The 24,105-nt window shown below is 38.6% G+C and carries 20 protein-coding genes; 16 read left to right on the forward strand and 4 right to left on the reverse strand.

The genetic code is table 11. The features are described from left to right. Positions 1-31 precede the first annotated feature (31 nt). The 3 genes from icmF to Q0371_RS03205 all read left to right on the forward strand — a co-directional run bounded on the left by icmF (position 32) and on the right by Q0371_RS03205 (position 5,921). A complete protein-coding gene (gene icmF, locus Q0371_RS03195; protein ID WP_298468200.1) occupies positions 32-3,289 on the forward strand; it encodes a fused isobutyryl-CoA mutase/GTPase IcmF in 3,258 nt (1,085 codons plus the stop codon). Between the two features lie 319 nt (positions 3,290-3,608). Further along, entirely contained in the window at positions 3,609-4,181 is a 573-nt protein-coding gene (rpoE, locus tag Q0371_RS03200; protein WP_298468203.1) for a DNA-directed RNA polymerase subunit delta, read from the forward strand. Positions 4,182-4,325: 144 nt separating this feature from the next. Further along, the gene (locus tag Q0371_RS03205) at positions 4,326-5,921 is read left to right on the forward strand and encodes a CTP synthase (protein ID WP_169359444.1); all 1,596 of its coding nucleotides are present in this window, start codon (positions 4,326-4,328) and stop codon (positions 5,919-5,921) included. A 519-nt stretch (positions 5,922-6,440) separates the two neighbouring features. Here the strand turns inward: Q0371_RS03205 and Q0371_RS03210 are convergent. Continuing rightward, positions 6,441-6,959 carry a DUF2529 family protein gene (locus Q0371_RS03210; RefSeq protein ID WP_169359445.1) on the reverse strand — a complete coding sequence of 173 codons (519 nt, stop codon included), beginning with the start codon at positions 6,957-6,959 and terminating at the stop codon, positions 6,441-6,443. Between the two features lie 198 nt (positions 6,960-7,157). On the opposite strand from Q0371_RS03210, the gene Q0371_RS03215 reads away from it, so the two are divergent. The 6 genes from Q0371_RS03215 to rho all read left to right on the forward strand — a co-directional run bounded on the left by Q0371_RS03215 (position 7,158) and on the right by rho (position 13,286). Continuing rightward, entirely contained in the window at positions 7,158-7,514 is a 357-nt protein-coding gene (locus Q0371_RS03215) for a response regulator (protein ID WP_169359446.1), read from the forward strand. Between the two features lie 198 nt (positions 7,515-7,712). After that, on the forward strand, positions 7,713-8,570 hold the full coding sequence (locus tag Q0371_RS03220; protein ID WP_298468207.1) for a class II fructose-bisphosphate aldolase: 858 nt from the start codon (positions 7,713-7,715) through the stop codon (positions 8,568-8,570). 101 nt (positions 8,571-8,671) lie between these two features. Then, the gene (gene fsa / locus Q0371_RS03225) at positions 8,672-9,319 is read left to right on the forward strand and encodes a fructose-6-phosphate aldolase (RefSeq protein ID WP_169359448.1); all 648 of its coding nucleotides are present in this window, start codon (positions 8,672-8,674) and stop codon (positions 9,317-9,319) included. A gap of 20 nt (positions 9,320-9,339) precedes the next feature. Continuing rightward, positions 9,340-10,617, forward strand: a complete 1,278-nt coding sequence (locus tag Q0371_RS03230) for a UDP-N-acetylglucosamine 1-carboxyvinyltransferase (RefSeq protein ID WP_169359449.1) — start codon at positions 9,340-9,342, stop codon at positions 10,615-10,617. Positions 10,618-10,920: 303 nt separating this feature from the next. Continuing rightward, on the forward strand, positions 10,921-11,883 hold the full coding sequence (gene glpX, locus Q0371_RS03235) for a class II fructose-bisphosphatase (protein WP_169359450.1): 963 nt from the start codon (positions 10,921-10,923) through the stop codon (positions 11,881-11,883). A 119-nt stretch (positions 11,884-12,002) separates the two neighbouring features. Further along, entirely contained in the window at positions 12,003-13,286 is a 1,284-nt protein-coding gene (rho, locus tag Q0371_RS03240; RefSeq protein WP_169359451.1) for a transcription termination factor Rho, read from the forward strand. A gap of 72 nt (positions 13,287-13,358) precedes the next feature. Here the strand turns inward: rho and Q0371_RS03245 are convergent, their stop codons facing one another. Then, positions 13,359-14,915 (reverse strand): hypothetical protein, encoded by a 1,557-nt coding sequence (locus Q0371_RS03245; RefSeq protein ID WP_298468212.1) that lies wholly within the window; start codon positions 14,913-14,915, stop codon positions 13,359-13,361. Then, positions 14,908-15,438 (reverse strand): sigma-70 family RNA polymerase sigma factor, encoded by a 531-nt coding sequence (locus Q0371_RS03250; RefSeq protein ID WP_298468215.1) that lies wholly within the window; start codon positions 15,436-15,438, stop codon positions 14,908-14,910. The genes Q0371_RS03245 and Q0371_RS03250 overlap by 8 nt, the downstream gene beginning before the upstream one ends. A 301-nt stretch (positions 15,439-15,739) precedes the next feature. Between Q0371_RS03250 and Q0371_RS03255 the strand changes: the two genes are divergently transcribed. From Q0371_RS03255 to Q0371_RS03275, 5 genes are all read left to right on the forward strand, one after another. Beyond that, positions 15,740-16,282 carry a sigma-70 family RNA polymerase sigma factor gene (locus tag Q0371_RS03255; protein WP_298468233.1) on the forward strand — a complete coding sequence of 181 codons (543 nt, stop codon included), beginning with the start codon at positions 15,740-15,742 and terminating at the stop codon, positions 16,280-16,282. Beyond that, positions 16,267-16,680 (forward strand): helix-turn-helix transcriptional regulator, encoded by a 414-nt coding sequence (locus tag Q0371_RS03260; RefSeq protein ID WP_298468218.1) that lies wholly within the window; start codon positions 16,267-16,269, stop codon positions 16,678-16,680. The genes Q0371_RS03255 and Q0371_RS03260 overlap by 16 nt, the downstream gene beginning before the upstream one ends. After that, positions 16,670-17,998 carry an FtsW/RodA/SpoVE family cell cycle protein gene (locus Q0371_RS03265; protein WP_298468221.1) on the forward strand — a complete coding sequence of 443 codons (1,329 nt, stop codon included), beginning with the start codon at positions 16,670-16,672 and terminating at the stop codon, positions 17,996-17,998. The genes Q0371_RS03260 and Q0371_RS03265 overlap by 11 nt, the downstream gene beginning before the upstream one ends. A 164-nt stretch (positions 17,999-18,162) precedes the next feature. Next, positions 18,163-18,378, forward strand: a complete 216-nt coding sequence (rpmE, locus tag Q0371_RS03270; RefSeq protein WP_169359455.1) for a 50S ribosomal protein L31 — start codon at positions 18,163-18,165, stop codon at positions 18,376-18,378. A 292-nt stretch (positions 18,379-18,670) separates the two neighbouring features. Next, a complete protein-coding gene (locus Q0371_RS03275) occupies positions 18,671-20,914 on the forward strand; it encodes a hypothetical protein (RefSeq protein WP_298468224.1) in 2,244 nt (747 codons plus the stop codon). 284 nt (positions 20,915-21,198) lie between these two features. Here Q0371_RS03275 and Q0371_RS03280 read toward each other — a convergent pair whose 3' ends face one another. Further along, positions 21,199-22,491 (reverse strand): S8 family serine peptidase, encoded by a 1,293-nt coding sequence (locus tag Q0371_RS03280; RefSeq protein ID WP_298468226.1) that lies wholly within the window; start codon positions 22,489-22,491, stop codon positions 21,199-21,201. Positions 22,492-22,601: 110 nt separating this feature from the next. On the opposite strand from Q0371_RS03280, the gene Q0371_RS03285 reads away from it, so the two are divergent. Then, a complete protein-coding gene (locus tag Q0371_RS03285) occupies positions 22,602-23,822 on the forward strand; it encodes a tetratricopeptide repeat protein (RefSeq protein WP_169361462.1) in 1,221 nt (406 codons plus the stop codon). 12 nt (positions 23,823-23,834) lie between these two features. Continuing rightward, positions 23,835-24,014: a hypothetical protein gene (locus Q0371_RS03290; RefSeq protein WP_298468228.1), complete on the forward strand. Its 180-nt coding sequence runs from the start codon at positions 23,835-23,837 to the stop codon at positions 24,012-24,014. Positions 24,015-24,105 lie beyond the last annotated feature (91 nt).

The following is a 24,105-nucleotide window of genomic DNA, read 5'->3' on the forward strand; positions in this document are numbered from 1 at the left end:
ATAAATGTTCACACAAACAAGGAGGAACAACATGTCTAAGGTAGAAGTATATCGTCCAAAAAATCATGTTCGTTTTGTAACGGCGTCGAGTCTTTTTGACGGTCATGATGCATCCATCAATATTATGCGTCGCATTTTACAGGCGAGCGGAGCAGAGGTGATCCACCTAGGCCACAATCGTTCGGTTGAAGAGGTTGTTAATGCCGCTATACAAGAGGATGTTCAAGGGATTGCCATCTCTTCCTATCAAGGAGGACATGTCGAGTATTTTAAATATATGAAGGACTTACTTGCCGAAAGGGGAGCACCTCACATTCGTATATATGGTGGTGGCGGTGGAGTAATTATCCCAAAAGAAATTAAAGAGCTGCAGGAATATGGTATTTCCGGAATATTTTCACCTGAAGACGGTCGAAAGCTAGGACTGCAAGGGATGATCAATAAAATGTTAATGGAGTGCGACGTTCCAACAGATCCTTCAGGAGCAAAAGAAACAATCGAGAAAGTTACAACTGAAAATCCGGAGCTACTCGCTCATCTGATTACACTAGCAGAAGAGGCACATCACACCAAGGATTCCGAAACAAAGAGCATGCTTGAGCTGGCACAAGGCCTGTCTAAGAATACTCCAGTGCTAGGGATCACGGGTACAGGTGGTGCAGGGAAAAGCTCCTTAACGGATGAATTGATCCGTCGCTTTCTTCAGGAATTGCCAGATAAAAAAATTGCGGTTTTATCGATTGACCCTACAAAGCAAAAAACTGGTGGGGCTCTGCTTGGAGACCGTATCCGTATGAATGCTATTTTCAATAAACGAGTATTTATGAGAAGCTTAGCTACTCGTGGATCACGGACAGAATTATCAGGCGCAATTGCAGATGTATTAGATGTTGTGAAGGTTGCCGGCTATGATCTGATTGTCGTAGAGACAAGTGGAATCGGTCAAGGGGATGCTGAAATTACGAATGTTTCTGACCTCTCTATGTATGTCATGACTAGTGAGTTTGGAGCACCGTCTCAACTAGAAAAAATTGATATGATTGACTATGCAGACTTAATCGTTATCAATAAATTCGAACGAAAAGGCTCTGAGGATGCATTAAGACAGGTGCAAAAGCAGTATCAACGCAGCCGGGAGCTATGGGATGTGGAGCTGGACAAAATGCCAGTTTACGGTACAATTGCTAGCCAGTTCAATGACAAAGGGACTAACTCATTATTTGCAGCGTTAATCGATACGCTGAATAAAAAATTGGGCACAGATTGGGCAACATCTTATGATCAGTTTGTGAAAACGCAAAAGCAAAATGTCATTATCCCTAACGATCGCAGGTACTACCTTCGTGAAATTACGGACACAGTTAGAGGCTATCATAACAAGTCTCAAGAGCAGGTAGAGTTTGCAAGACGATTGTTCCAACTAGAGGGTGCAATTGATGAGGTTAAGAAAAAAACAGCAGACGATGCTTTAATTCAATCATTAGAATCTCTAGCCGAGGGCATTAAAGATGAATTAACGGCAGAATCAAAACGTATTCTAGACAACTGGCAGGCACTAAAAGATGCGTATGCAGGCGATGAGTTTGTCACAAAAATTCGGGATAAAGAAATTCGTACAATTCTACGTACGGAAAGCTTGTCTGGCTTGAAAATTCCAAAAGTCGCTCTACCGAAATTTGTCGATTACGGGGAGATTTTGAAATGGGTTTATAAAGAAAATGTACCAGGTTCGTTCCCTTATACTGCAGGGGTGTTCCCTTTCCGTAGAGAAGGAGAGGACCCTAAGCGTCAGTTTGCAGGAGAAGGAACTCCAGAGCGTACTAACCGTCGTTTCCATTATTTATCTAAGGATGACGACGCAAAGCGATTGTCTACAGCGTTTGACTCCGTAACGCTTTACGGAGAAGATCCAGATTATCGTCCAGATATTTACGGCAAGGTCGGGGAATCTGGTGTTAGCATTTGTACATTAGAGGATATGAAAAAGCTATATGCTGGCTTTGACTTATGTGCGCCATCCACGTCTGTGTCGATGACCATCAACGGTCCAGCTCCGATTATTTTAGCAATGTTTATGAACACGGCAATTGACCAGCAGGTACGCCTAAAGGAAGAAGAGCTAGGTAGAACATTGACGGTAGAAGAATTCACTCATGTGAAGGAAGCAACATTGCAAGTCGTTCGAGGTACCGTGCAGGCAGACATCCTAAAAGAAGATCAAGGACAGAATACGTGTATCTTTTCGACAGAATTCGCACTTCGAATGATGGGGGACATCCAACAATACTTTATTGACCATAAGGTTAGAAATTACTATTCTGTTTCTATTTCTGGTTACCATATTGCAGAGGCAGGGGCAAATCCTATTTCCCAGCTGGCATTTACGATGGCAAACGGTTTTACGTATGTAGAGTATTATTTAAGCCGTGGGATGAATATTGATGAATTTGCACCTAATCTATCATTCTTCTTCTCAAACGGGCTAGATCCAGAATATACGGTGATTGGCCGCGTTGCCCGTCGTATATGGGCTGTGGTTATGCGTGAAAAGTATGGGGCAAATGAGAGAAGCCAGAAGTTAAAGTACCATGTACAAACATCGGGAAGAAGTCTTCATGCCCAAGAGATAGATTTCAATGATATACGTACAACGCTTCAAGCCTTGATGGCATTGCAGGATAACTGTAACTCGCTCCATACAAACGCGTATGACGAGGCAATCACCACTCCGACAGAGGAATCTGTACGTCGTGCCATGGCTATCCAGATGATTATTACAAAAGAGCATGGTTTATCGAAAAATGAAAATTCTTTACAAGGCTCCTATGTAGTGGAAGAGCTGACTGACCTTGTAGAAGAAGCGGTTCTAACGGAATTTGATCGGATCAATGACCGTGGCGGTGTTCTTGGAGCCATGGAAACTCAGTATCAGCGTGGCAAAATTCAAGAAGAGTCTATGTATTATGAGATGAAGAAGCATACAGGGGAACTTCCGATTATAGGAGTTAACACCTACTTAAATCCAAACCCTGCTTCTGAAGATGATATAGACAATATGGAACTTGCCCGTGCATCCAAAGAGGAAAAAGAAACTCAAATTAATAATTTAAGAGACTTCCAAGCTAAGCATGAAGCTAAAGTGGAGCATGCATTAGAGCGCTTGAAGCAAGTTGCAATGAGTGGTGGCAATATCTTTGAAGAGCTCATGAGCACAGTCCAAATTGCTAGCTTAGGTCAAATTACTAATGCTCTTTATGAGGTCGGCGGTCAATATCGAAGAAATATGTAAAAATATTAGTGTCTCTATGTATATTAGAGGCACTTTTTTATTATATTTTTTGTATAATGTATATATAAAGTCGTAGAGGAGAAGTGTGATGAAAAAGCCTGTTCAAATTATGGTTATAATTGTTCTCCTTTTAACGACAGTTTGGTTGTATAATAAAAGACTCGCTTCCATACCGTTACTCTTGCTTTCTTTTTATTTATTTTCTATAGTTGGTAGGAAAATATCTCTTTTCAAAAAGAATAAATGAATGTAGCATATAACTTAATTGTTTGTATATAATGGAAAGTATGCAAGCGGACATAGAAAGGACGTGCACGATTTGAATTTTCGTGAAATGACAACAGCACAATTACAAGAAGAATCACTAATAGATCTTGGATTTGCCATACTAGAAGACAAGAAAAATTCTTTAACATTAACAGAATTATTTGATGAGATTCAAAAGTTGAACGGCTTTACAGATGAAGAGATGGCAGATCGTAAGCCACAATTCTATACAGACATGAATATTGATGGACGTTTCCTAGCAATTGCTGAAAACCAATGGGGCCTTAGAGAGTGGTATCCAGTGGAACAAATTGAAGAAGAAACTGCTCCAACTGTAAAAGTACGTAAGAAGAAAACAAAAGCAGTAGATGATTTAGACGATTTGGATGATTTGGATGAGGATGAAATTATCTTTGAAGAAGAATTCGATGAATTTATTGAAGATGACGACGATGACGATGACGACGACGATGACGATGATGTAGTAGCAATCGATTTCGTGGAAGCGGAAATTGATGAAGTAGACGTAATCGAGGAAGATTTAATCGACGAAGACGATGAAGACTTTGAAATCATTGATGATGAAGATTTAGATGATGATGAAGAATTAGACGAAGAAGAATAATTCTTGACTTCTACTAGCAAACGCTATAAGATTTTATTGGGCTCTTTTTGAAGAGACATACTCATGTGCATACGCGCTCCCCTGCTAAAACCAGCAGGAGGAGCGCTTTTTATTATTGGAACACGATAAATAGGAGGAACGACAATGACTAAATTTATTTTTGTTACTGGTGGGGTTGTATCTTCGCTTGGTAAAGGTATTACAGCTGCGTCTCTTGGACGTTTATTAAAAAATAGAGGATTGAAAGTAACTATTCAAAAATTCGATCCTTACATCAATCTAGACCCTGGAACAATGAGTCCATATCAACATGGGGAAGTTTTCGTAACAGACGATGGTGCAGAAACAGACTTAGACTTAGGTCACTATGAGCGTTTCATCGACATCAATCTGAACAAATACTCTAATATCACAACAGGTAAAGTGTATTCGTCCGTTTTAAGAAAAGAACGTCGTGGAGATTATAACGGCGGAACTGTACAAGTCATTCCTCATATTACAAATGAAATAAAAGAAAGATTATTCCTTGCTGCGAGAGAAACTCAAGCGGACATCGTGATTACGGAGATTGGTGGAACAGTAGGGGATATAGAATCACTTCCTTTCCTAGAAACAATCCGCCAAATGAAGCGCGATGTTGGAAGTAATAATGTCATGTACATCCACTGTACGCTAGTACCATTTATCAAAGCTGCTGGTGAGATGAAAACAAAACCAACTCAGCACAGTGTTAAAGAGCTTAGAAGCTTAGGAATTCAACCAAATGTCATTGTTGTTCGCTCTGAAATGCCTGTGCCACAAGATATGAAAGATAAAATCGCGTTATTCTGTGATATCAAACCGGAAGAAGTAATTGAATGTATCGATGCAGATTCTTTATATGAAATTCCTTTAAACCTACAAGCTCAGCATTTAGACCAAATCGTTGTAGATCACTTCCAGCTTACTACGCCAGAAGCAGATATGACGGACTGGATAGGATTAGTAGATCAAGTAAAATCATTATCGAAAAAAGTTCGTATTGGTCTAGTAGGTAAATACGTAGAGCTTCAAGATGCATACATTTCTGTTGTAGAAGCAATGAAACATGCAGGATATGCATTTGATGCAGATGTAGAGATTAAATGGGTAAACGCAGAGCACGTAAGCAATGAAAATGTTGCTGAAATTCTTTCTGACGTAGATGGTATCCTTGTTCCTGGTGGATTTGGAGATCGTGGAGTAGAAGGTAAAATTGCAGCGATTAAATTTGCTCGAGAAAACAAAGTACCTTTCTTCGGAATCTGCCTAGGTATGCAATTAGCAACAGTTGAATATGCTCGTAACGTGTTAAACCTAGAAGGAGCACACTCAACTGAGTTAGATCCAAGCACACCACACTCTATTATTGATCTATTACCAGAACAAAAAGACGTAGAGGACCTTGGTGGTACACTTCGTCTAGGATTATATCCATGTAAACTAACACCTGGCTCTAAAGCACAAGAAGCCTACGGCGAAGAGCTTGTATATGAGCGTCACCGTCACCGCTATGAATTCAACAATGAGTTCCGTGAGCAATTCGAGGCTGCTGGATTTATGTTCTCTGGGACAAGCCCAAATGGTCGTTTAATCGAAATCGTTGAGCTTCCTGAGCATCCTTTCTTCGTAGCATCTCAGTTCCATCCGGAGTTTGTGTCTCGCCCGCAGCGTCCACAACCATTATTCCGTGAATTCATTAAAGCTTCCGTTGGAGAATAATTGAAGATAGAAAAATGAAAAGACAGCATCGAGCACTTTACTCTTTTGTAAAATGTTCGATGCTTTTTTTGTACATAAAAGTGATAATCCTTCACATAAACAACAATGTAATTATTATACAGTATAGGTTATAATAGGATTAGTGAGGTAGGGAAGGAAGCGCCAAGTAGTAATTCAATTAAAAATCATATAAATTTCAAATATTCCAATTACATATGAAACTTTGATGTAAGATAATATGTCTACTATACATAAAGTTTTTTTGGTGAGAGCGAGTTAGCAGGCAAGGGATTGTAGTAAAAAGTGGGCTGATTGTCGTAAAGTAGCGGGTGATTGTAGTAAAATACCGTTCTATTGTCGTAAAACTAGTCAGAGCGAACTAGCGGAAGGAAGAAAGTTTCCTTCAGAAACAAACAACCGTTAAAGTCACGAGGCAGGCTCTAATTCTAGTGAATAATGTTTGTATATTTTTATCATTAAAAAAAGCTAGCTTTTGGCAGCTAGCTTTATACCTGATATTTATTCCTCACTTTTAAGTATTTCGTCGATTTGTAATTTAACAGCCTCATATACGAACAATCCAGCGAGTGCGTGTGGGAAAACTACTCTAGAGCCATCTTCAGCAGGAAGTAGTCCTTTAGAAATCTTTAAGGATATATATGTATATGCAAGATCAAATAACAAATTATCGTCCCCAGCCGGCTCGCTAGTTAACACGCCAAAAGGGATAAACTGCTCACTTAAGCTTTTAGCAAGCGAAATTGCCTCATCATTAAGAGCGGAGCGAGTAATGATCCAAACTCTGTCTGCGCTAGTAAACTCTACATCAGGACTCCATCTTTCCATTTTTGGAAATGGCTCAGTAGCATACTGTGCATTTATCGCAATGCTATGCATTTCATCAAACGTTGCAAAATAGATTTTCCCTTCCCCTGCAGCCGCTTGTGCAAGGAGGCGAGCAGTTTCTTCTATGCTTTCTTCCTCGGAGCTAGCAATTCTTTGGAGCAGCCCGGAAAGTTGTGTTGTTAACATTTTCATTCTTTTCACCTCTAAATTATTATATAAGAATTTGGATAATCATTATAGTAACTTGTATAGCAATCATAAAAAATGTGTCAATTATTAGGAAATTTTATCCTTTTTATCATAATATTTTCAACAGAAAAAGGAGGAAAGAGGAATGTTTGTAGCGAATATTACATTACTAGAAAATACGGTAAAAAGGGGTCTTCCTTCATGAAACAGTTACTAATTGTAGATGATCAACTTGGGATACGGATGCTCTTAAAAGAAGTTTTCGCTCAAGAAGGGTACGAGATTAGCCTAGCATCAAATGGTTATGAGGCATTGAAGCAATTAGAAGAAAAGCCGATTGCTGGTGTATTATTGGACATGAAAATACCAGGTATGGATGGGATTCAAATTTTAAAAAAAATAAAAGAACAATCACCTGAATTACCAGTGATGATGATGACCGCTTATGGTGAGTTAAATCTCATTCAAGAGGCGATGGGCTTAGGCGCATCTCTCTATTTTACAAAGCCCTTTGATATTTTTGAAGTAAGGGATGCTGTGAACAATTTACTAAAATAATGAGGGTATGAGCAGGCAGTGGAAAACATCGCCTGTTTTTGTTATGATTGTGTAGGAAATGAGTAGGCTAACTCTAAACAGTTTATTTGGACAAAATATAGGGTATTTTATTATGTGGAACGTTTAGATGTGTGTCCTGCTTAAGCATTTGATTAATTATTTGCGATGTACCAATTAAAATATAGGAGGTCCTTTTAAATGGCTTTAGTTTCTATGAAAGAAATGCTTGAAAAGGGTAAAAAAGAAGGCTATGCAGTTGGACAATTCAACATTAATAACTTGGAATTCACGCAGGCTATTTTACAAGCAGCTGAAGAAGAAAAGTCACCAGTTATTTTAGGTGTTTCTGAAGGCGCTGCAAAATACATGGGCGGATTTACAACAGTTGTACATATGGTTAAAGGATTAATGGCGGACTATAATATTACAGTTCCGGTAGCAATTCATTTAGATCATGGTTCAAGCTTTGATAAATGTAAGGCTGCAATTGATGCTGGATTTACTTCTGTCATGATTGACGCATCACACCATCCTTTCGAAGAAAATGTAGAAATTACTTCAAAAGTGGTAGAGTATGCTCATGCTCACAGTGTTTCCGTAGAAGCAGAGCTAGGGACTGTTGGCGGTCAAGAAGACGATGTAATAGCAGATGGCGTTATTTATGCCGACCCAGCAGAATGTGCAGAGCTTGTAAAACGCACTGCAATTGACTGTCTTGCACCTGCTCTTGGATCCGTTCATGGTCCGTATAAAGGTGAACCAAACTTAGGTTTTGATGAAATGGAAGAAATTTCTAAGTTAGCTGATTTACCGTTAGTACTACATGGCGGAACTGGTATTCCAACAAAAGACATTACAAGAGCTATTTCGTTAGGTACAGCTAAAATTAATGTAAATACAGAAAACCAAATTGCTGCAACAAAAGCAATTCGTGAATACCTAGCAGCTAATGAAGAACAATACGATCCACGTAAGTATTTAATCCCAGCACGTGATGCAATAAAAGCAACTGTGATTAGAAAAATGCGTGAATTCGGAAGTTCTAATAAAGCATAAGTAATATAAATAGCTATAAAGGAGAAGTGCTCTTTGGCTCTTAAGTAGAGTGACAAGAGGGACTTCTCCTGTTTTTCCATCAAGAGGAGGATATTATTAATATGAAATTTTTTATCGATACAGCAAACTTTGACGAAATAAAAGAAGCACACTCATGGGGAGTAATCTCAGGTGTTACTACAAATCCATCTTTAGTAGCAAAAGAAAATATTTCTTTTCACGATCGTTTACGTGAAATCACAGCTTTAGTAGATGGTTCAGTAAGTGCAGAGGTTATAGCTTTAGATGCAGAAGGTATGATTAAAGAAGGTAGAGAGCTAGCTGCAATTGCACCAAACATCACAGTTAAGCTTCCGATGACACCAGAAGGCTTAAAAGCATGTTCGGTTTTCCGTGCAGAAGGTATTAAAACTAACGTAACTTTAATCTTCAGTGCAAACCAAGCACTAATGGCAGCGCGTGCTGGTGCTACATATGTTTCTCCTTTCTTAGGACGTTTAGATGATATTGGCCATGATGGTATGGAATTGATTGCTAAAATCTCAACTATATTCTCTATCCATAACATTGACACAGAAATCATCGCTGCTTCAATCAGACATCCACAGCATATTACGGATGCAGCATTAAATGGTGCACATATCTCTACTACCCCATTTAAAGTTTTAAAACAATTATTCAATCATCCTTTAACTGATAAAGGAATTGAAGGTTTCCTAGCGGATTGGAACAATAGAAAAAGCGAGTAACCAACACGAAGGAGAACGGTATGGAAGTTTATAAAATAAAAGGAGGAAACACCCTCCGTGGCACGATTAAAGTAAGTGGGGCAAAAAATAGTGCAGTAGCTCTTATTCCCGCTTCGTTGATGGCTAATTCTCCCGTTACAATAGAAGGCTTACCTGAAATATTGGATGTTTTCACCCTAAAGGAAATTTTAGAAGAGGTTGGTGCAAAAGTAACCTTCTCTGAGGGGACTATGGTGATAGATCCGACAAATGTTGTAGATATGCCTATGCCTAATGGTAATATTAAAAAGTTACGAGCATCTTATTACTTAATGGGTGTTATGCTAGGGAAATTCAAAAAAGCAGCTATTGGGCTGCCGGGCGGCTGTCATTTAGGCCCTCGACCAATTGACCAGCATATTAAAGGGTTTGAAGCGTTAGGTGCAGAAGTGAGCAATGAGCACGGAGCAATCTATTTAAGAGCAGACGAGCTAGTTGGATCAAAAATATATCTAGATGTTGTAAGTGTGGGCGCCACAATTAACATCATGCTTGCTGCCGTCCTAGCAAAAGGTAGAACTATTATCGAAAATGCCGCAAAAGAGCCAGAAATCATTGATGTGGCAACGTTACTTTCAAATATGGGAGCTAATATTAAAGGTGCAGGAACAAACGTGATTCGTATTGATGGGGTAGAAGAGCTGCACGGTACAAAGCACACGATTATTCCGGACCGTATAGAGGCTGGCACTTTTATGATTATGGCTGCACTTGCGGGTGATGGAGTAACCATTGATAATGTCATTCCATTTCACGTGGAAGCTTTAACTGCTAAGCTTCGAGAAATGGGAGTAGCTGTAGAAGAGTTTGAAGAGAAGGTATTTATTCCTAAAACGACAAATTTACAAGCTGTTGACGTTAAGACACTTGTTTATCCTGGATTTGCCACGGATCTTCAGCAACCTTTTTCTGTTTTATTGACACAAGCTACCGGAACTTCGGTCATTACTGATTCTATTTATTCAGCGCGGTTTAAACATATTGATGAGTTACGCCGCATGAATGCAAATGGAAGAGTAGATGGTAGAACTGCTGTGCTAACCGGACCTGTTAAGCTAGAGGCTGCAACCGTTCGAGCGAGTGATCTTCGCGCAGGGGCTGCTCTGGTACTAGCAGGCTTAATAGCAGACGGTGAAACCGAAATTCAAGATATTTACCACATAGACCGAGGATATAGCTCATTAATCGAGAAGCTACAAGGTATAGGTGCAGATATTAGAAGAGTGGAAGTCCTGGAAATCGAACAAAATAATAGCTAGAAAAATGGAGGGTATTTTCTCCATTTTTTTAGAAATTAGACATATCTTAAGTAATTTCTGTCGGGGCAGAGACAGGCGCCTGCGCTTTTCTGGATGTCTAGCTCCATCGCCTTGCCCCTCGGGGTCAAATGGTAAAAAGCTGTGGTGGCTGAGGAGCTGCCTCCTCGCTTTTCCCCATTTGCCTGTCGGGGCAGAGACAGGCGATTGCGCTTTTCTTATTTGACAAATATGCTACAATGATATCGGAAGAAACAAATTCGTATGTATATATATACAATCCGTAATACGGGAGGCACAAACGAAATGGAACGTAGTTTATCAATGGAATTAGTCCGAGTGACTGAAGCAGCCGCTATTGCATCTGCTCGCTGGATGGGACGAGGATTAAAAAATGAAGCAGATGATGCAGCAACTACTGCAATGCGTACAGTATTTGACACTATCCCTATGGAGGGTGTTGTAGTAATTGGGGAAGGTGAAATGGACGAGGCACCGATGCTATATATCGGAGAAAAGCTTGGCCATGGCACAGGAGGTCCTCAAGTAGATGTAGCAGTAGACCCTTTAGAAGGTACTAATATTGTAGCTTCTGGTGGCTGGAATGCTTTAGCAGTTCTAGCAATTGCAGATCGCGGAAATTTACTTCATGCACCAGATATGTATATGGAAAAACTGGCAGTAGGACCTGAATCCGTTGGCCAAGTAGACATAAATGCATCTGTACTTGATAATTTACGTGCTGTTGCTCGTGCAAAAAACAAAGATATTGAAGATGTTGTTGCGACTATCCTAGGTCGTCAGCGCCATGAAAAAATTATCGAAGAAATTAGAGCAGCAGGCGCTCGCATCAAGCTAATTACCGATGGCGATGTAGCTGGAGCGATTAACACTGCTTTTGATAATACTGGTGTTGATATTTTATTCGGCATGGGAGGAGCTCCAGAAGGAGTTATCTCAGCAGTTGGATTAAAATGCTTAGGTGGAGAAATTCAAGGGAAGCTTGTTCCTCAGGATGAGGCAGAACTTGAAAGATGTAAAAAAATGGGGCTAGATGTTAACAAGATCTTACGTATGGAAGATCTTGTTAAAGGCGATGATGCAATCTTTGCTGCAACTGGAGTTACAGATGGAGAGCTTCTTCGTGGAGTACAATTCAAAGGCGCTTTTGGTTCCACGCATTCTATCGTAATGCGCGCCAAATCCGGAACTATTCGTTTCGTAGAAGGCCGTCACAGCTTAAACAAAAAACCGAATTTAGTACTATAAAACTAAACTTCTTTGTATACCCGATAGTTCTCTATCGGGTATCCTCTAATTAAACTTCTTTCCTTTTATCCAGTTTCAATAAGTAAACAACAAAATATAGTAAAGAGTGGTGCGTGCTAATGACACAAACAACGATCAATGAGCTAGAGAATATGACCTTAAAAGAGCTCTATACTCTTGCGCGCAAGTATAAAATAGCTGCTTATAGTAAATTATCAAAAAAAGAACTTATTTTTGCAATCTTAAAATCTCGTGCAGAGCAAGAAGGCTTTTTCTTTATGGAAGGTGTTTTAGAGATCATTCAGCAGGAGGGCTTTGGCTTCCTACGACCGATTAACTATTCTCCTAGCTCCGAAGATATTTATATTTCCGCGTCACAAATTAGAAGATTTGATTTGCGTAACGGAGACAAAGTAACAGGGAAAGTACGACCACCAAAGGAAAGCGAACGTTATTACGGTCTTCTGCATGTAGAGCTAGTAAATGGAGAAGATCCTGAAATTGCTAAAGAGCGAGTTCATTTCCCAGGACTAACACCTTTGTATCCAGATCGCCATATTAAATTGGAAACTGTTCCAGAGAAGCTATCTACTAGAATTATGGATTTAGTAGCTCCAGTAGGTTATGGTCAGCGTGGTTTAATTGTTGCTCCACCGAAGGCTGGTAAAACTTTATTAATAAAAGAAATTGCTAATGCTATTACTACGAACCATCCAAATGCAGAGCTAATTGTATTATTAATAGATGAACGCCCGGAGGAAGTAACAGACATCGAGCGTTCTGTAAAAGCTGATGTAGTAAGCTCCACATTTGATGAGGTACCAGAAAATCACGTTAAGGTAGCAGAGCTTGTCTTGGAAAGAGCTATGCGCCTTGTAGAGCATAAGCGTGATGTTATTATCCTAATGGATTCTATCACTCGTTTAGCACGTGCTTACAATCTTGTAATACCGCCAAGTGGACGTACTTTATCGGGTGGTATTGACCCTGCTGCATTCCATCGTCCAAAACGCTTCTTCGGTGCTGCGCGTAATATCGAAGAGGGTGGAAGCTTAACTATTTTAGCCACTGCTTTAGTTGATACTGGATCACGAATGGATGAAGTTATTTACGAAGAATTCAAAGGTACAGGAAACCTAGAGCTTCACCTAGACCGTAGTCTAGCAGAGCGTCGTATCTTCCCGGCCATTGACATCCGTCGTTCAGGAACAAGAAAAGAAGAATTGTTAATTCCTAAAGACCAATTGGATAAACTATGGGCTATTCGCAAAACTTTCTCTGATTCTTCCGATTTTGGAGAGCGTTTCTTGAAAAAACTACGCTTAACGAAAACGAACGAAGGTTTCTTCGAGCAATTGAGCGAGGAAATGAAAGCACATCGTAGTGGTAAAGTGTCACTATAAAGTTTAAACACAGTCAAATATCTGTAAGAATAAAAGAGGGTTCTGATATTAGTCAGGACCCTCTTTCAAATATTATTGTTTCGTTGGAATAAAAGATTTTAATAAATCCTTGGTTTCTTCTAAAGAAATTGTTTGACTAACGACTTCGTATTTATAATCACCTTTATAACCAATAAAATGAGCACCGATAGGATTGTTTAGTTCGTAACTTGCCCATTGAATGTTATTTAAAGTGAAGCTTTCTTTTGGTTCTTCTTTTTCCTTATTAAAATCACTTGAAGTACGAATAATAGAATCCTTATGATAAGCGCGAACGTATACTACACCTTTTTCATCTTTGTAATTATAAGTGAGGTAACCATGGTTAAAATTTTTATACTTTTCATAGCTTGCTGAGAAAAGTTTAAGGTCTGGATGAGTGAATTCATATAAAAAAGGTAAATCCTTACGAAGTAATTGTAAAACGGCATCCCTATCTTCTTTAACACCATCAGCCTGGTCTACCAGTTCTATCTCTTCTTCTCTAGGATCAACTTGTAAAAAGTCTTTTTTGATGTGAGGTTTAAAGCCATCTAGGTTTGGTACAAATTCTTGTGGATTTATCTCACTATTCACCTCTAAAAGTTCAGGATGGAGATAACTAGTTAGTTCACCATCTGCATCATACGTTTCATATTTTATTAATATACCTGTATCTTTATCTACCCAAAAACGAAATGTCTCAGTAGTACCTTTCATGTTAAAACGACTTTTCACTTGGTCATCGATTTTTCCGTTTAGAACAATAGTATTATGACCTAACAATTCCTCATTTTGTTTTTCAATATCCCATAAACTCATATTTCTTAAATAAATTGAGGCTAATTCATAGGGGAATAAGGATATACCTGAACGGCCAATTGGAGAACCTTCCCTGAACCCGTTATCAGATTTATATATATCTTTTATGCTAATACTAAGAGCTTCCTCTAGAGTTAACGCCTCTTGAGTTGGTGCCTGTTGGTAGTCACTGACAAAATAAGTCTTAGTATCATGAGATTTAATCCAAATATCCCCGTTCATATAACTGATTTCCTGAACCCCTTCCTTAGAACCCATCAATTTTTCGTCAAATAAGTCTGTAATTTTTTCATAGCCACCGATTTTATTTTTTATACTTATTTTATATTCGGTAATAGTTGTACTATCTGAATCATCACTGTAGAGGTCATAAGTTTCAAATTTTCCAGCTGCTGTATGAAAATAATCTACCGTGTTTAAAAGCTTTACAAAGACTTCCTCTTTAGTCATGTCTTCATATGATTCTTCCAACAAAGGCGGTTTAATAAGGGAGGCTTCGTTTTCTGAAGTACGCAAAACATTATCACTGGTGTTATTTAAGTAACTAGTTTTGTTATCTTTAGACAAAATTCCAAACTCGCTTAGAGTAAAATAGCCTACCCCTAAAAAAAGCAGACATGTTGCACCTAATGGTAATAGAAAATGAAAGGTCGGCTTAAGTGGAAAGCGTTTCTTTTTTCTATTTTCTATTATTTGTCTTACTTTTTTCTTATTCTTTTCATTAAAATCAATGTCTTTTAGAACGGTTTGATTCATATTATTTTTAATGTTTTTAAATATTTTATCCATTGATTTTGCTCCCTTCTAGTGAGGTTTTTAGCAAAAGACGAGCCCTATGTAGTCTGGACTTAATTGTTTGTAAGCTAATATTCAGTAAGTCAGAGATTTGGTTATAGGACATTTCCTCGTAATAATATAAAATAACAACCTCTCTATACTTTACTGGTAAAGATAATATTTTTTCAGAAATCAATTGTTTGTCTTCTAAACTGATTATTTCCATTTCTGGTGAGCTATTTATACTTTTTGTTTTAGAAAATATTTCTGTCAGGACGAGATTTCTAAAAGACCAACTTCTTAGCTTGTCCTTACACAAGTTCACTGTGATCCTATATAACCAGGTCCTGTAAGAAGCCTCATAACGAAAGTTATCTAGGTTCTCGTAACACTTTATAAATACTTCTTGTGCAATATCTTCAGCGAGTTGTTTCTGCTTCATATAAGTAAATGCTAAACGAGCTACATTTCCTCCATATTCATTCATCAACCATTCGAGCTTTTCCTCATTACTTATATCCATTCTGACTTCCATTTTGATATCCTCTCTATGAACCATCCTATACACCCTTTCAATTGTTAGACGACGCTAGTTCTGTTTGGTTGTAAGAAATTTACTTCATAGTGTAATAGGTTATTATTGTAATATAAAAAGAGTATCTATGCTCCGGTAGATTTAGAGGGCACAATTTCGATATATTGCTTTTTTTAATGAAATTAGAAGAGGTGCCAACGGAACGGACTTATCGCTAACAAATAAAGAAAAAATAATTAATGAAAACTTTTCTATCTGCACACTCGTCTAATGTGCAAAAGGGGGGACAACGGTGGAGCGAATGCTAATGGGGGATACTAAATCCGAGAATTATGAGCAGCTCATCGATGAACTGATGAGTACACATGGTCAGGATATATTGCAGCTAGTCTATGCTTACGTACATAACGAAACGATTGCTGAGGATTTAACACAAGAGATTTTTGTGAAGTGCTACAAAGGGTTACCGAGCTATAGAGGACGATCATCTATTAAAACATGGTTATGGCGTATTGCCATCAATCATGCCAAGGACTATTTAAAAAGCTGGTATAACCAAAATGTTAGGATAACAGAAGATGCGTTTCTAAATAGAGCTACATTGTCTTCAAGTGTAGAACAAATCATTGTCCAGCAAGATGAGGATGCATCGCTTGCAGCGGCAGTCATGAGCTTACCTATTAAATATCGTGAAGTAATTTACTTAGCTTATTTTGAAGAATTGACCATGAAGGAAGCAGCAGCCGTTTTGCAGCTTAATGAAAATACCATTAAGACGAGGCTGCGCAAAGGAAAACTTCTATTAAAGAATATATTGGAGGGGTCTGAATGGAAGAACGATTGAAGGGCTTAAAAAAAGCTATGAAAAACAATACATTTGAGCATCTGCAATTTTCAGAGGTACATCGCCAAAAAGTGAATGACCAAATTAAACAACTCTCTCCAGCTGCTTTAACAGAAGAGATTTTACCTCTTTTAGTAGAATCCAAGACGGGGAGTGAGTTAGCGGAGATTCTACATATAAAAGGAGAAAAATCTATTAGATGTAATGAAGGAGCTGTATATACCTCACTTCATCTGGCGGAACAAAACGGTGAGCTAGAATCCTTTTGGACTGAAGGAGAAAAGTATTATAGATTATCGAAAAAAGGACATAAGCTATTACAGAAAAAGCATCCTTCTACAGCAACTCGTTTCTCACTAAGGCAGTTATTTCACGAGGTGACTACAGATGAGCATTAAAGAATATTTACAGTCAGTTATAGCACATATTCGCTCTAAAGAGGCAAAAAGTTATGTGGAAGCTGAGCTAGCTAATCATATGGAACACTCGAAGATGTCTTGGATGACAAAAGGATATACGGAAAAGGATGCAGAGGGTAAAGCTGCTTCCGAAATGGGCAGTCCTACCGTGCTCGGTAAATCATTAAATGAAATCCACAAGCCTAAAATAGATTGGCTGCTTCTCTCCTTACTCATTGGAATATTATTACTGAGCTTTTTGCCAATTATAGCTTTGAATCAACCGCATTATGAGTACAGATATGGTCATATGATTCCTGCGTTTTTATCTAATCATGTAATTCATATTATCTTAGGCTTTGGAGTTGCTCTTGGATTAATGTTTTTGGATTATCGAAAGTTTGCACAATTGGGTTATGTTTTTTTCGGCATTGCCTCCTTATTTATAATATCTTTATATAGTTTTTACAATGCACAAATAAACGGAAAAGTATTGATCCAAGTTGGATTTATTAGTTTGAAGGTTTGGATGGCGATCCCACTTTACTGTATTGCCTGGGCAGCATTATTTTCTAAACAGAACTTTGCCTTATGGAAAGCGACTGTACTAGTAGGAATTTCATTTGTTTTATTTAGCTTTAATGCGGACTTGTCAATTTTATTAATATACGGAGCTCTTGTTGCGGTGTTATTCATGAAAAGTAAGTTTTCAAGAAAGCAAAAAAGTATAGTTTTTGGTGCTGTGGCTACTTTAATCGTTAGCTACATTATATTTGCATGGTTCAGCTATCAAAATGGAAGTATTGCAAAATACCAGATAGACCGTCTACTGGGCTTCTTAAATCCAGCAGGTTATGCTGAATATACAGGATATATGAATGTAATGCTTACAGATTTACTACAAGGAGCTAAATGGTTTGGGGCAGGAACGACTTATAAACTACCTGAAGCACATACAGATTTAGTGTTTGGACATCTAATTCAATCCTATGGTTTAGCTGTGGCGATTGGAATATTTATAATACTAAGCTTAGTGATTATGCGCTTTTTACACATTACTTCTTCCGTGAAGGACTCCTTCGGAAGATTAATCATTACAGGATGTATTACAATTTTCTCAACACAATTCATCTATGCCATTGGAATGACACTTGGGTTAGTTCCAATTGTATCGATATCACTACCGTTTTTTAGCTATGGATTTATGCCAACCGTCCTCAATGCTTTCTTAATAGGCTTAGTTCTTAGCGTGTATAGACGAAAACACTTTGTACAGACACTCCACGTTCCCAAAATAACTTCTAAGACAAGTCATTAAACAAAAACTAATGACTTGTCTAGAACGTGAAGACATGTTATTATATGAAACGTAAGTTTATACATTTCTGCTACATATGCGATTGACATCAATCGGATCGTGTAAGGTATCAGTTTCATAACCAACTCTGTTCCAGATGGTTCAGGGCGAGAGGAGAGATAGAGATGAAAGCAGGAATTCATCCCGATTACAAAGAAGCAACAGTATCATGTTCATGTGGTAACACATTCACAACTGGTTCTGTAAAATCAGACATTAAAGTCGAGTTCTGTAACGAATGTCACCCATTCTATACTGGACGTCAAAAATTCGCAGCTGCGGATGGCCGTGTTGATCGCTTCAACAAAAAATACGGAATTAAAGAAGAAACTCAAGACTAATAACAAAGTACCTGCAGAGCACTTAGTGCTTTGCAGGTATTTTTGTTTATAGTTTAGGAAATTATAAAATTCTCAATCTGTGGATAAATTGGTGTCTAGCTCCACCGCCTTGCCCCTCGGGGTCAAATAGATAAAAGCAGCGGTGGCTGAGGAGCTGCCTCCTCGCTTTTCTCCATTTGCCTGTCGGGGCAGGGATAGGCGCTTGCGCTTTTCTAATCTCTCTTATTCTCATAAGTTTATATGTCTTGAACATATATTGGCTTGAGCGATAAACGATAGGAGGGAGAGTAATATGAGGAATAAAAGCGGAAAGCTGATTTTATCTACAGTGGTAGCTACTTCAGCAATAATTGCCGTGACTCCAGGGTCTCAGGTTGAAGCCACATCAAACTTAAACCAGTTAGTTGTGGATGCACAAAATGCTGGAAATGTATTGAAGTGGGCAATTTCGGTGGAGGGGTCGGCAGATGGGGTCAATCAGCCGTGGAAACAATTTAATAATGCGAAGCAAGCAATTGGAAAAGTGGAGGCTGCCCTTGCAAAGGCTAGCTTTTCGGAGAAATTAAAGTACGAGTCTTTATTGATAGAGCCCAAAACTCAGCTACAGCGTGCACAGGGCTATTTAGATGCTATTACAGCAAGCAGTAAAATACATGCAAAGACAAATGCGCTATCCTTAGCGGTACAGGCAAATAATTTAGATCAAGTGGAAAAGGCTTATCATGAAATGACAGCAGAATTTCGAAAGCAGACGATTCTGTTAGACCGTGTATATGGTCAATCGACACGTGATCGAATTAGAGGAGCAGTAAAAGGCCCGGCTGAAAAGCTAATATCAGAGCTAAAAAATGATGTGACGGTTCATATGCTTGCTAAGGGTGCCCAAGAGGACTTAAACAGAGGACGATACACAGAGGCTTCAGCTAAAGTATATGAGGCACAGGCGATTTTAACTGCTGAAACATTAAAGTGGGAAAAAAGCCTACAAGCAGCAATTAATAATATTAACAATGCTTTACCGATGAATGCAGTAGCTGTCACTCGTGTTGATAACACGACCGTACTCGTTAAGTTAAATAGATCTATTTCTTCTGTAAAGGCATCCGATTTCACAGCCAATAATGGGATGACTATTAGTAGTGCATCTCTGAGCAGTGATGGATTTAACGTTACATTAAAAACATCTGTACAGGTACCTGGAACTACCTATACGATTAAATATAAAAATGGTTCGGTGAGCTTTGCAGTTCCAGGAAATATATCACCTGTTTATATAGGCGATAAAAACATTCAGCATAAAGAAACGACAGAGGTTTTGTCACTCTCGACTGTCTTTAATAACACGAGTAATCAAGCAGTTCGAATTGATATACCAGCTGGCGTCAAGCTAATCTCTGTAAATGGAGCAGCTAACAATAATGCAGGTGCTAAGTCGGTTAATGCTCAGACGGATAAGAATGGCGCAATACAAATTGTTTTCACAGCCAATAATTCCAATCAAGCTGCGTTAGATAAAACTATTGCTATTCATAAAATCGTTAAAAATAAGGCTGTAGAAACGCAGACTTCTGGAGTGTTTAATCTTTATGCTCCGCCAAAAGAAGGTGCGATTGGGAATAAAACAGTGAGATTTATCGATAATAAAAACAATTATTTTGTGACCACAGAGGGAGTTAAGTATAGCTGGAAGATATATAATGACATCTTTCAAAATGAAGGAATAAATGTGTCGTTGGACAGCTTTAAGAGTGGGCTGGATATTGGCGACACTATTAATGGTGAATACCACCAAGTTTCCACCTCCTTATTTAATATATCAAAGAATGCATCAATAGCAGCAGTCAAGCTAGACACAAAATTTGCGGTCAAGGCAGGCACTTCCGGTTATCGCATCCATGGGAACAAAGTGGAGCTAAAAGGCACAGCAGAACCTAACTATGAATTGTTTTTCTTCAAAAACAATAGCACATCCATCGGTAAGGCAAAGGCCGATAGTAAAGGGAACTGGACCTTTGTAGCTGAAGTAGATACAAATGCCGTAACTGATTTCTCTATCTTTCAGCAAACTGCAGGTAAAGCTATACCGGCTTACGTAGGATGGGGAGAAACAACCTTGAGGGTAGTCGAAGGTCCATTTGCAGTGGGGAGTATAACAGAAGGAACGAGCAAGGACGATGACCTATCCAACGAAAAAATCACCTTCACCGTTTCGCCAGTCCAATACGCCAATGGCGCAGTAATCGCACAAGACCAAGCAATCATTACTAAACAAGCCTCTATTATCGTAGTAGATGGAGATGGCACGAAGGTTAAATACACCAACAACCAAAACAAAACCATCTTCTCCCAAACTAAAGGTGCCTTCTCAATAGACTTCGGTCTACTCAGCACAAGAAAAAGCGATGGCCAACTCATAGACCAAGGAAAAGACCACAAGCTAACAGGTCCACTTACCATCGTCTCGATAGAAGGAATAACAAACGAATACGGCCTACAAATCCAAACAAAACCAACAAACCAAATCAAAAACTACTAACATTATGACAGGTGCCTGGCACTTGTAAAATATCTCAGTATAACAATTCACGCCGATTGAAACAAAGGGGAAACTATACCAATATTATTACGAGAGCATTGCAGGTGCCAGGCACCTGTAATGCACTCGTAATGCACTCGATTTAATAACGTTGTTTAATAGACAAAACTGCACCCCCAGTATTGGCGGGGTGCAGTTTTGTTGTTTTATAGATTATTTATGGTAGTTATATTTACTATAATAATTTTACTTATGATTACGTTTAGTAAAATTTGTCGATTAGATTATTGTACGCGAGCGAAACCGAATCCTGAAGCGTAGTCGTCTCCAGTTGCTGCTCCGTAGCCACCTTTAATATCTACTGCTTTAGCTCTATTTTGTAAGTTTGTGCGAAGTTGAGTATGAGACCAAGATGGGTTTTGTGCCCAAATTTTAGCAGCTAGTCCAGCAACGTGTGGAGATGCCATAGATGTTCCACTAATTGTGTTGTATCCACCATTGTACCAAGTAGAGTAGATAGAAGCTCCAGGTGCAGAGATTTCTACATCCCCTTGTTGAATTACATAATCACCGTCTGTAGAAGCATAGCCACGAGAAGAGAAGTTTGCTACACGATAAGTCCCATTTTCTTGTACATTTTCAAGTGCCGCTACAGCAACAGCGTTTACTAATGCTCCTGGATATCCGATTGTTCCTTGCGCGTAACCGGAGTTTCCAGCCGCTGCAACTATTAATACACCTTTACTATACGCATAGTTAACTGCACTTGATATTAAACTATTATTTGCAGAAGATCCTAATGACATATTGATAACTGTTTTTGTTCCTGTAGAAACCGCTTGATCAGCAGCGTGTCTGATAGCTGCTGCAATATCATCCGAGCTACCTGAGCCACTATTGCTTAACACTTTGTATGCCCATAGATCTGCTGCAGGCGCTACACCGTAAACTCCTGATTTGTCACTGCCGCCATCTGCAAGGGCTGTCCCAGCAACGTGAGTACCATGTCCATTACCATCAGAACAGCTATTGTTGATCACCGTAGTAGAACCTGTAAAGTCTTTACACTGTTCTACTCTATTTACTAAATCCGTATGATTTCTATTTACTCCCGTATCTAATACCGCGATATTAATGCCATTTCCACCTGAAGTGGAGGTTAAACTACTATTATTGTAAATTGCTTTAATGCCCCAAGGAGTCTTCTGAGATGCGTTTGCTGCAGTCTCGAAATCTGCTGGTTGTGTAATAGATTCTGCTGGCAGATCCAGTGTTACAGTTGGAACCTTTGTTACGGTAATGTTCTTATTTTTTTGAAGAGCTTGGAATTGCTTTTCATTCATATCCGTAGAGAACCCATTTTCCGAAAGCTCCCATCTTACTTCGTACTGATTAGCCAAGGATGCTTTGTTCGCCTTGTTATTGGCTTCTACATACACCCGAAACTTTTCTACCCCGACATTCGAATTTCTGTCCTCTACTGAGGATGGTGTTTCTTCCGGTGAGCTTGCTTGGACCGGTGCTGCAAGTGAACCTGCAATTAAGAGGCTTGCTAGTGCGATTTTAAATTTGCTCATCTGTGAAAACTCCTTTTCGGTTTAGTTTTGTAGTACAATATTAAAACTAACACATTTTGAAAATTATGTTTATTGGGAAAAAATATCTTACAATAATTAGGAGGGGTACTATGAGGATTGGCTCGCTAATAAAATTTTATCGAACAAAGAGAGGATTAACGCAAACAAGTCTTGCTAATGGAATATGTTCTGTGCCTCATCTCAGCAAAATAGAAAATAACAGTAAGGAAGCCAATGTTGAGACGATCCGTTTATTGCTGGAGCGTTTAAAAATTGATTTACAAGATGTACAAGCAAATGAAAAACAAATTTTCGATTTAATAAAGGATTTCTTATGTCATATTCATTATTTAGAAGAGGAAAAGGCAACAGAAGTTTTTAAAACTTTAGAGGGCTATCATGAGCTTATCGTGTTTACGGATCATATTTATCTATACGAACTTTATAAACTACGCTATTATCTATTAATAAATAATAGAGACGCTGCAGAATATCAGCTAAAATGGCTACATGCCCAAAAACAAAATTTTTCCCAATATGAGAAGTATTTACTTTTATACATGGGTGCTTTAATTTTAATGTTAAGGGGGAGATTTGAAGAGGCAGATAAGCAACTTACTCGAATTATTCACGATCAAGCTGAGTTAGGATCGTTTACCGGAGAGCTTCACTATCATCTAGCAGTTGTAAAGGGACATTTAGAAGAGTCTAGCTTAGCGATCATATACGGTAAGCAGGCATTGCAATTTTATAGTAACCAATACAACTTCAAACGAATCCTTCATACACTTATGTCGCTTGCTTTAAACTACTCACGGGCCAAAATTTTCAACGAAGCATTAAATACGTATACCCATTTGTTAAGAAGCATAGAATTGCTTAACCAGCAACATCTCCTTCCAAAAATCTATCACAATATAGGTGACTTACACCTGAGGATGGGAGATTATTTGCAAGCTTTAGAGTACTTTCAAAAAAGTAAAGCCATTATCCCTGCGAATTCTGATAATTATCTCTTGTGCCTATATAATTTGGCGCAAACCCAGTTCCGCTTGGAGCAATGGGAAGCATGTAAGGAAAGCTTTACTTTGTTGAAGTCCGAGGCTAAAAAGCAGCAAATCATGCATTATCGATTGTTTTCCAGCTTTTATTTATTTTTGTTGGAGGGTGAGAGGGAAAAGGCGATGACCTTTTTAGAGGAAAAATTAGTTCCCTATACAGCAAGAGGAGAAAATCTTAAAGAGATTCACCATCAATTCCTTGTTATCTTAACGGACTATTACCGTCAAGAAGGTAAATTTGAGAAAGTCGTTCTACTAACTAATCAATAGAGGAGAGTTTCCATGATGAAAAAATCTACAAAAGCCCTAATTTTAGCTACATTAGCAGGTGTTGCAATCGCTTTTATTCCTATCCATCCACCAATCGGATCTAGTGCGAGCGGCGAAGTAAACTCTATCCCGATCCACCCACCGATTGGCTCAAGCACAAACACTATCCCAATACACCCACCAATTGGCTAAATCAAAAAGAGAAATCCTTCGGGGTTTCTTTTTTTGTTGTTTAGGAAATTATAAAATACTGAACCTGTGGATAAATTGATGTCTAGCTCCA

The sequence above is a fragment of the uncultured Psychrobacillus sp. genome (assembly GCF_938022135.1).
In the GTDB taxonomy this organism is placed as follows: domain Bacteria; phylum Bacillota; class Bacilli; order Bacillales_A; family Planococcaceae; genus Psychrobacillus.

Bases quoted from the DNA above. Each gene is read 5' to 3' on its own strand.
- icmF (WP_298468200.1), top strand. From the start codon at position 32: ATGTCTAAGGTAGAAGTATATCGTCCAAAAAATCATGTTCGTTTTGTA.
- Q0371_RS03205 (WP_169359444.1), top strand. From the start codon at position 4,326: ATGACTAAATTTATTTTTGTTACTGGTGGGGTTGTATCTTCGCTTGGT.
- Q0371_RS03210 (WP_169359445.1), bottom strand. From the start codon at position 6,959: ATGAAAATGTTAACAACACAACTTTCCGGGCTGCTCCAAAGAATTGCT.
- Q0371_RS03215 (WP_169359446.1), top strand. From the start codon at position 7,158: ATGAAACAGTTACTAATTGTAGATGATCAACTTGGGATACGGATGCTC.
- Q0371_RS03220 (WP_298468207.1), top strand. From the start codon at position 7,713: ATGGCTTTAGTTTCTATGAAAGAAATGCTTGAAAAGGGTAAAAAAGAA.
- fsa (WP_169359448.1), top strand. From the start codon at position 8,672: ATGAAATTTTTTATCGATACAGCAAACTTTGACGAAATAAAAGAAGCA.
- Q0371_RS03230 (WP_169359449.1), top strand. From the start codon at position 9,340: ATGGAAGTTTATAAAATAAAAGGAGGAAACACCCTCCGTGGCACGATT.
- glpX (WP_169359450.1), top strand. From the start codon at position 10,921: ATGGAACGTAGTTTATCAATGGAATTAGTCCGAGTGACTGAAGCAGCC.
- rho (WP_169359451.1), top strand. From the start codon at position 12,003: ATGACACAAACAACGATCAATGAGCTAGAGAATATGACCTTAAAAGAG.
- Q0371_RS03245 (WP_298468212.1), bottom strand. From the start codon at position 14,915: ATGGATAAAATATTTAAAAACATTAAAAATAATATGAATCAAACCGTT.
- Q0371_RS03250 (WP_298468215.1), bottom strand. From the start codon at position 15,438: ATGGAAGTCAGAATGGATATAAGTAATGAGGAAAAGCTCGAATGGTTG.
- Q0371_RS03255 (WP_298468233.1), top strand. From the start codon at position 15,740: ATGCTAATGGGGGATACTAAATCCGAGAATTATGAGCAGCTCATCGAT.
- Q0371_RS03260 (WP_298468218.1), top strand. From the start codon at position 16,267: ATGGAAGAACGATTGAAGGGCTTAAAAAAAGCTATGAAAAACAATACA.
- Q0371_RS03265 (WP_298468221.1), top strand. From the start codon at position 16,670: ATGAGCATTAAAGAATATTTACAGTCAGTTATAGCACATATTCGCTCT.
- rpmE (WP_169359455.1), top strand. From the start codon at position 18,163: ATGAAAGCAGGAATTCATCCCGATTACAAAGAAGCAACAGTATCATGT.
- Q0371_RS03275 (WP_298468224.1), top strand. From the start codon at position 18,671: ATGAGGAATAAAAGCGGAAAGCTGATTTTATCTACAGTGGTAGCTACT.
- Q0371_RS03280 (WP_298468226.1), bottom strand. From the start codon at position 22,491: ATGAGCAAATTTAAAATCGCACTAGCAAGCCTCTTAATTGCAGGTTCA.
- Q0371_RS03285 (WP_169361462.1), top strand. From the start codon at position 22,602: ATGAGGATTGGCTCGCTAATAAAATTTTATCGAACAAAGAGAGGATTA.
- Q0371_RS03290 (WP_298468228.1), top strand. From the start codon at position 23,835: ATGATGAAAAAATCTACAAAAGCCCTAATTTTAGCTACATTAGCAGGT.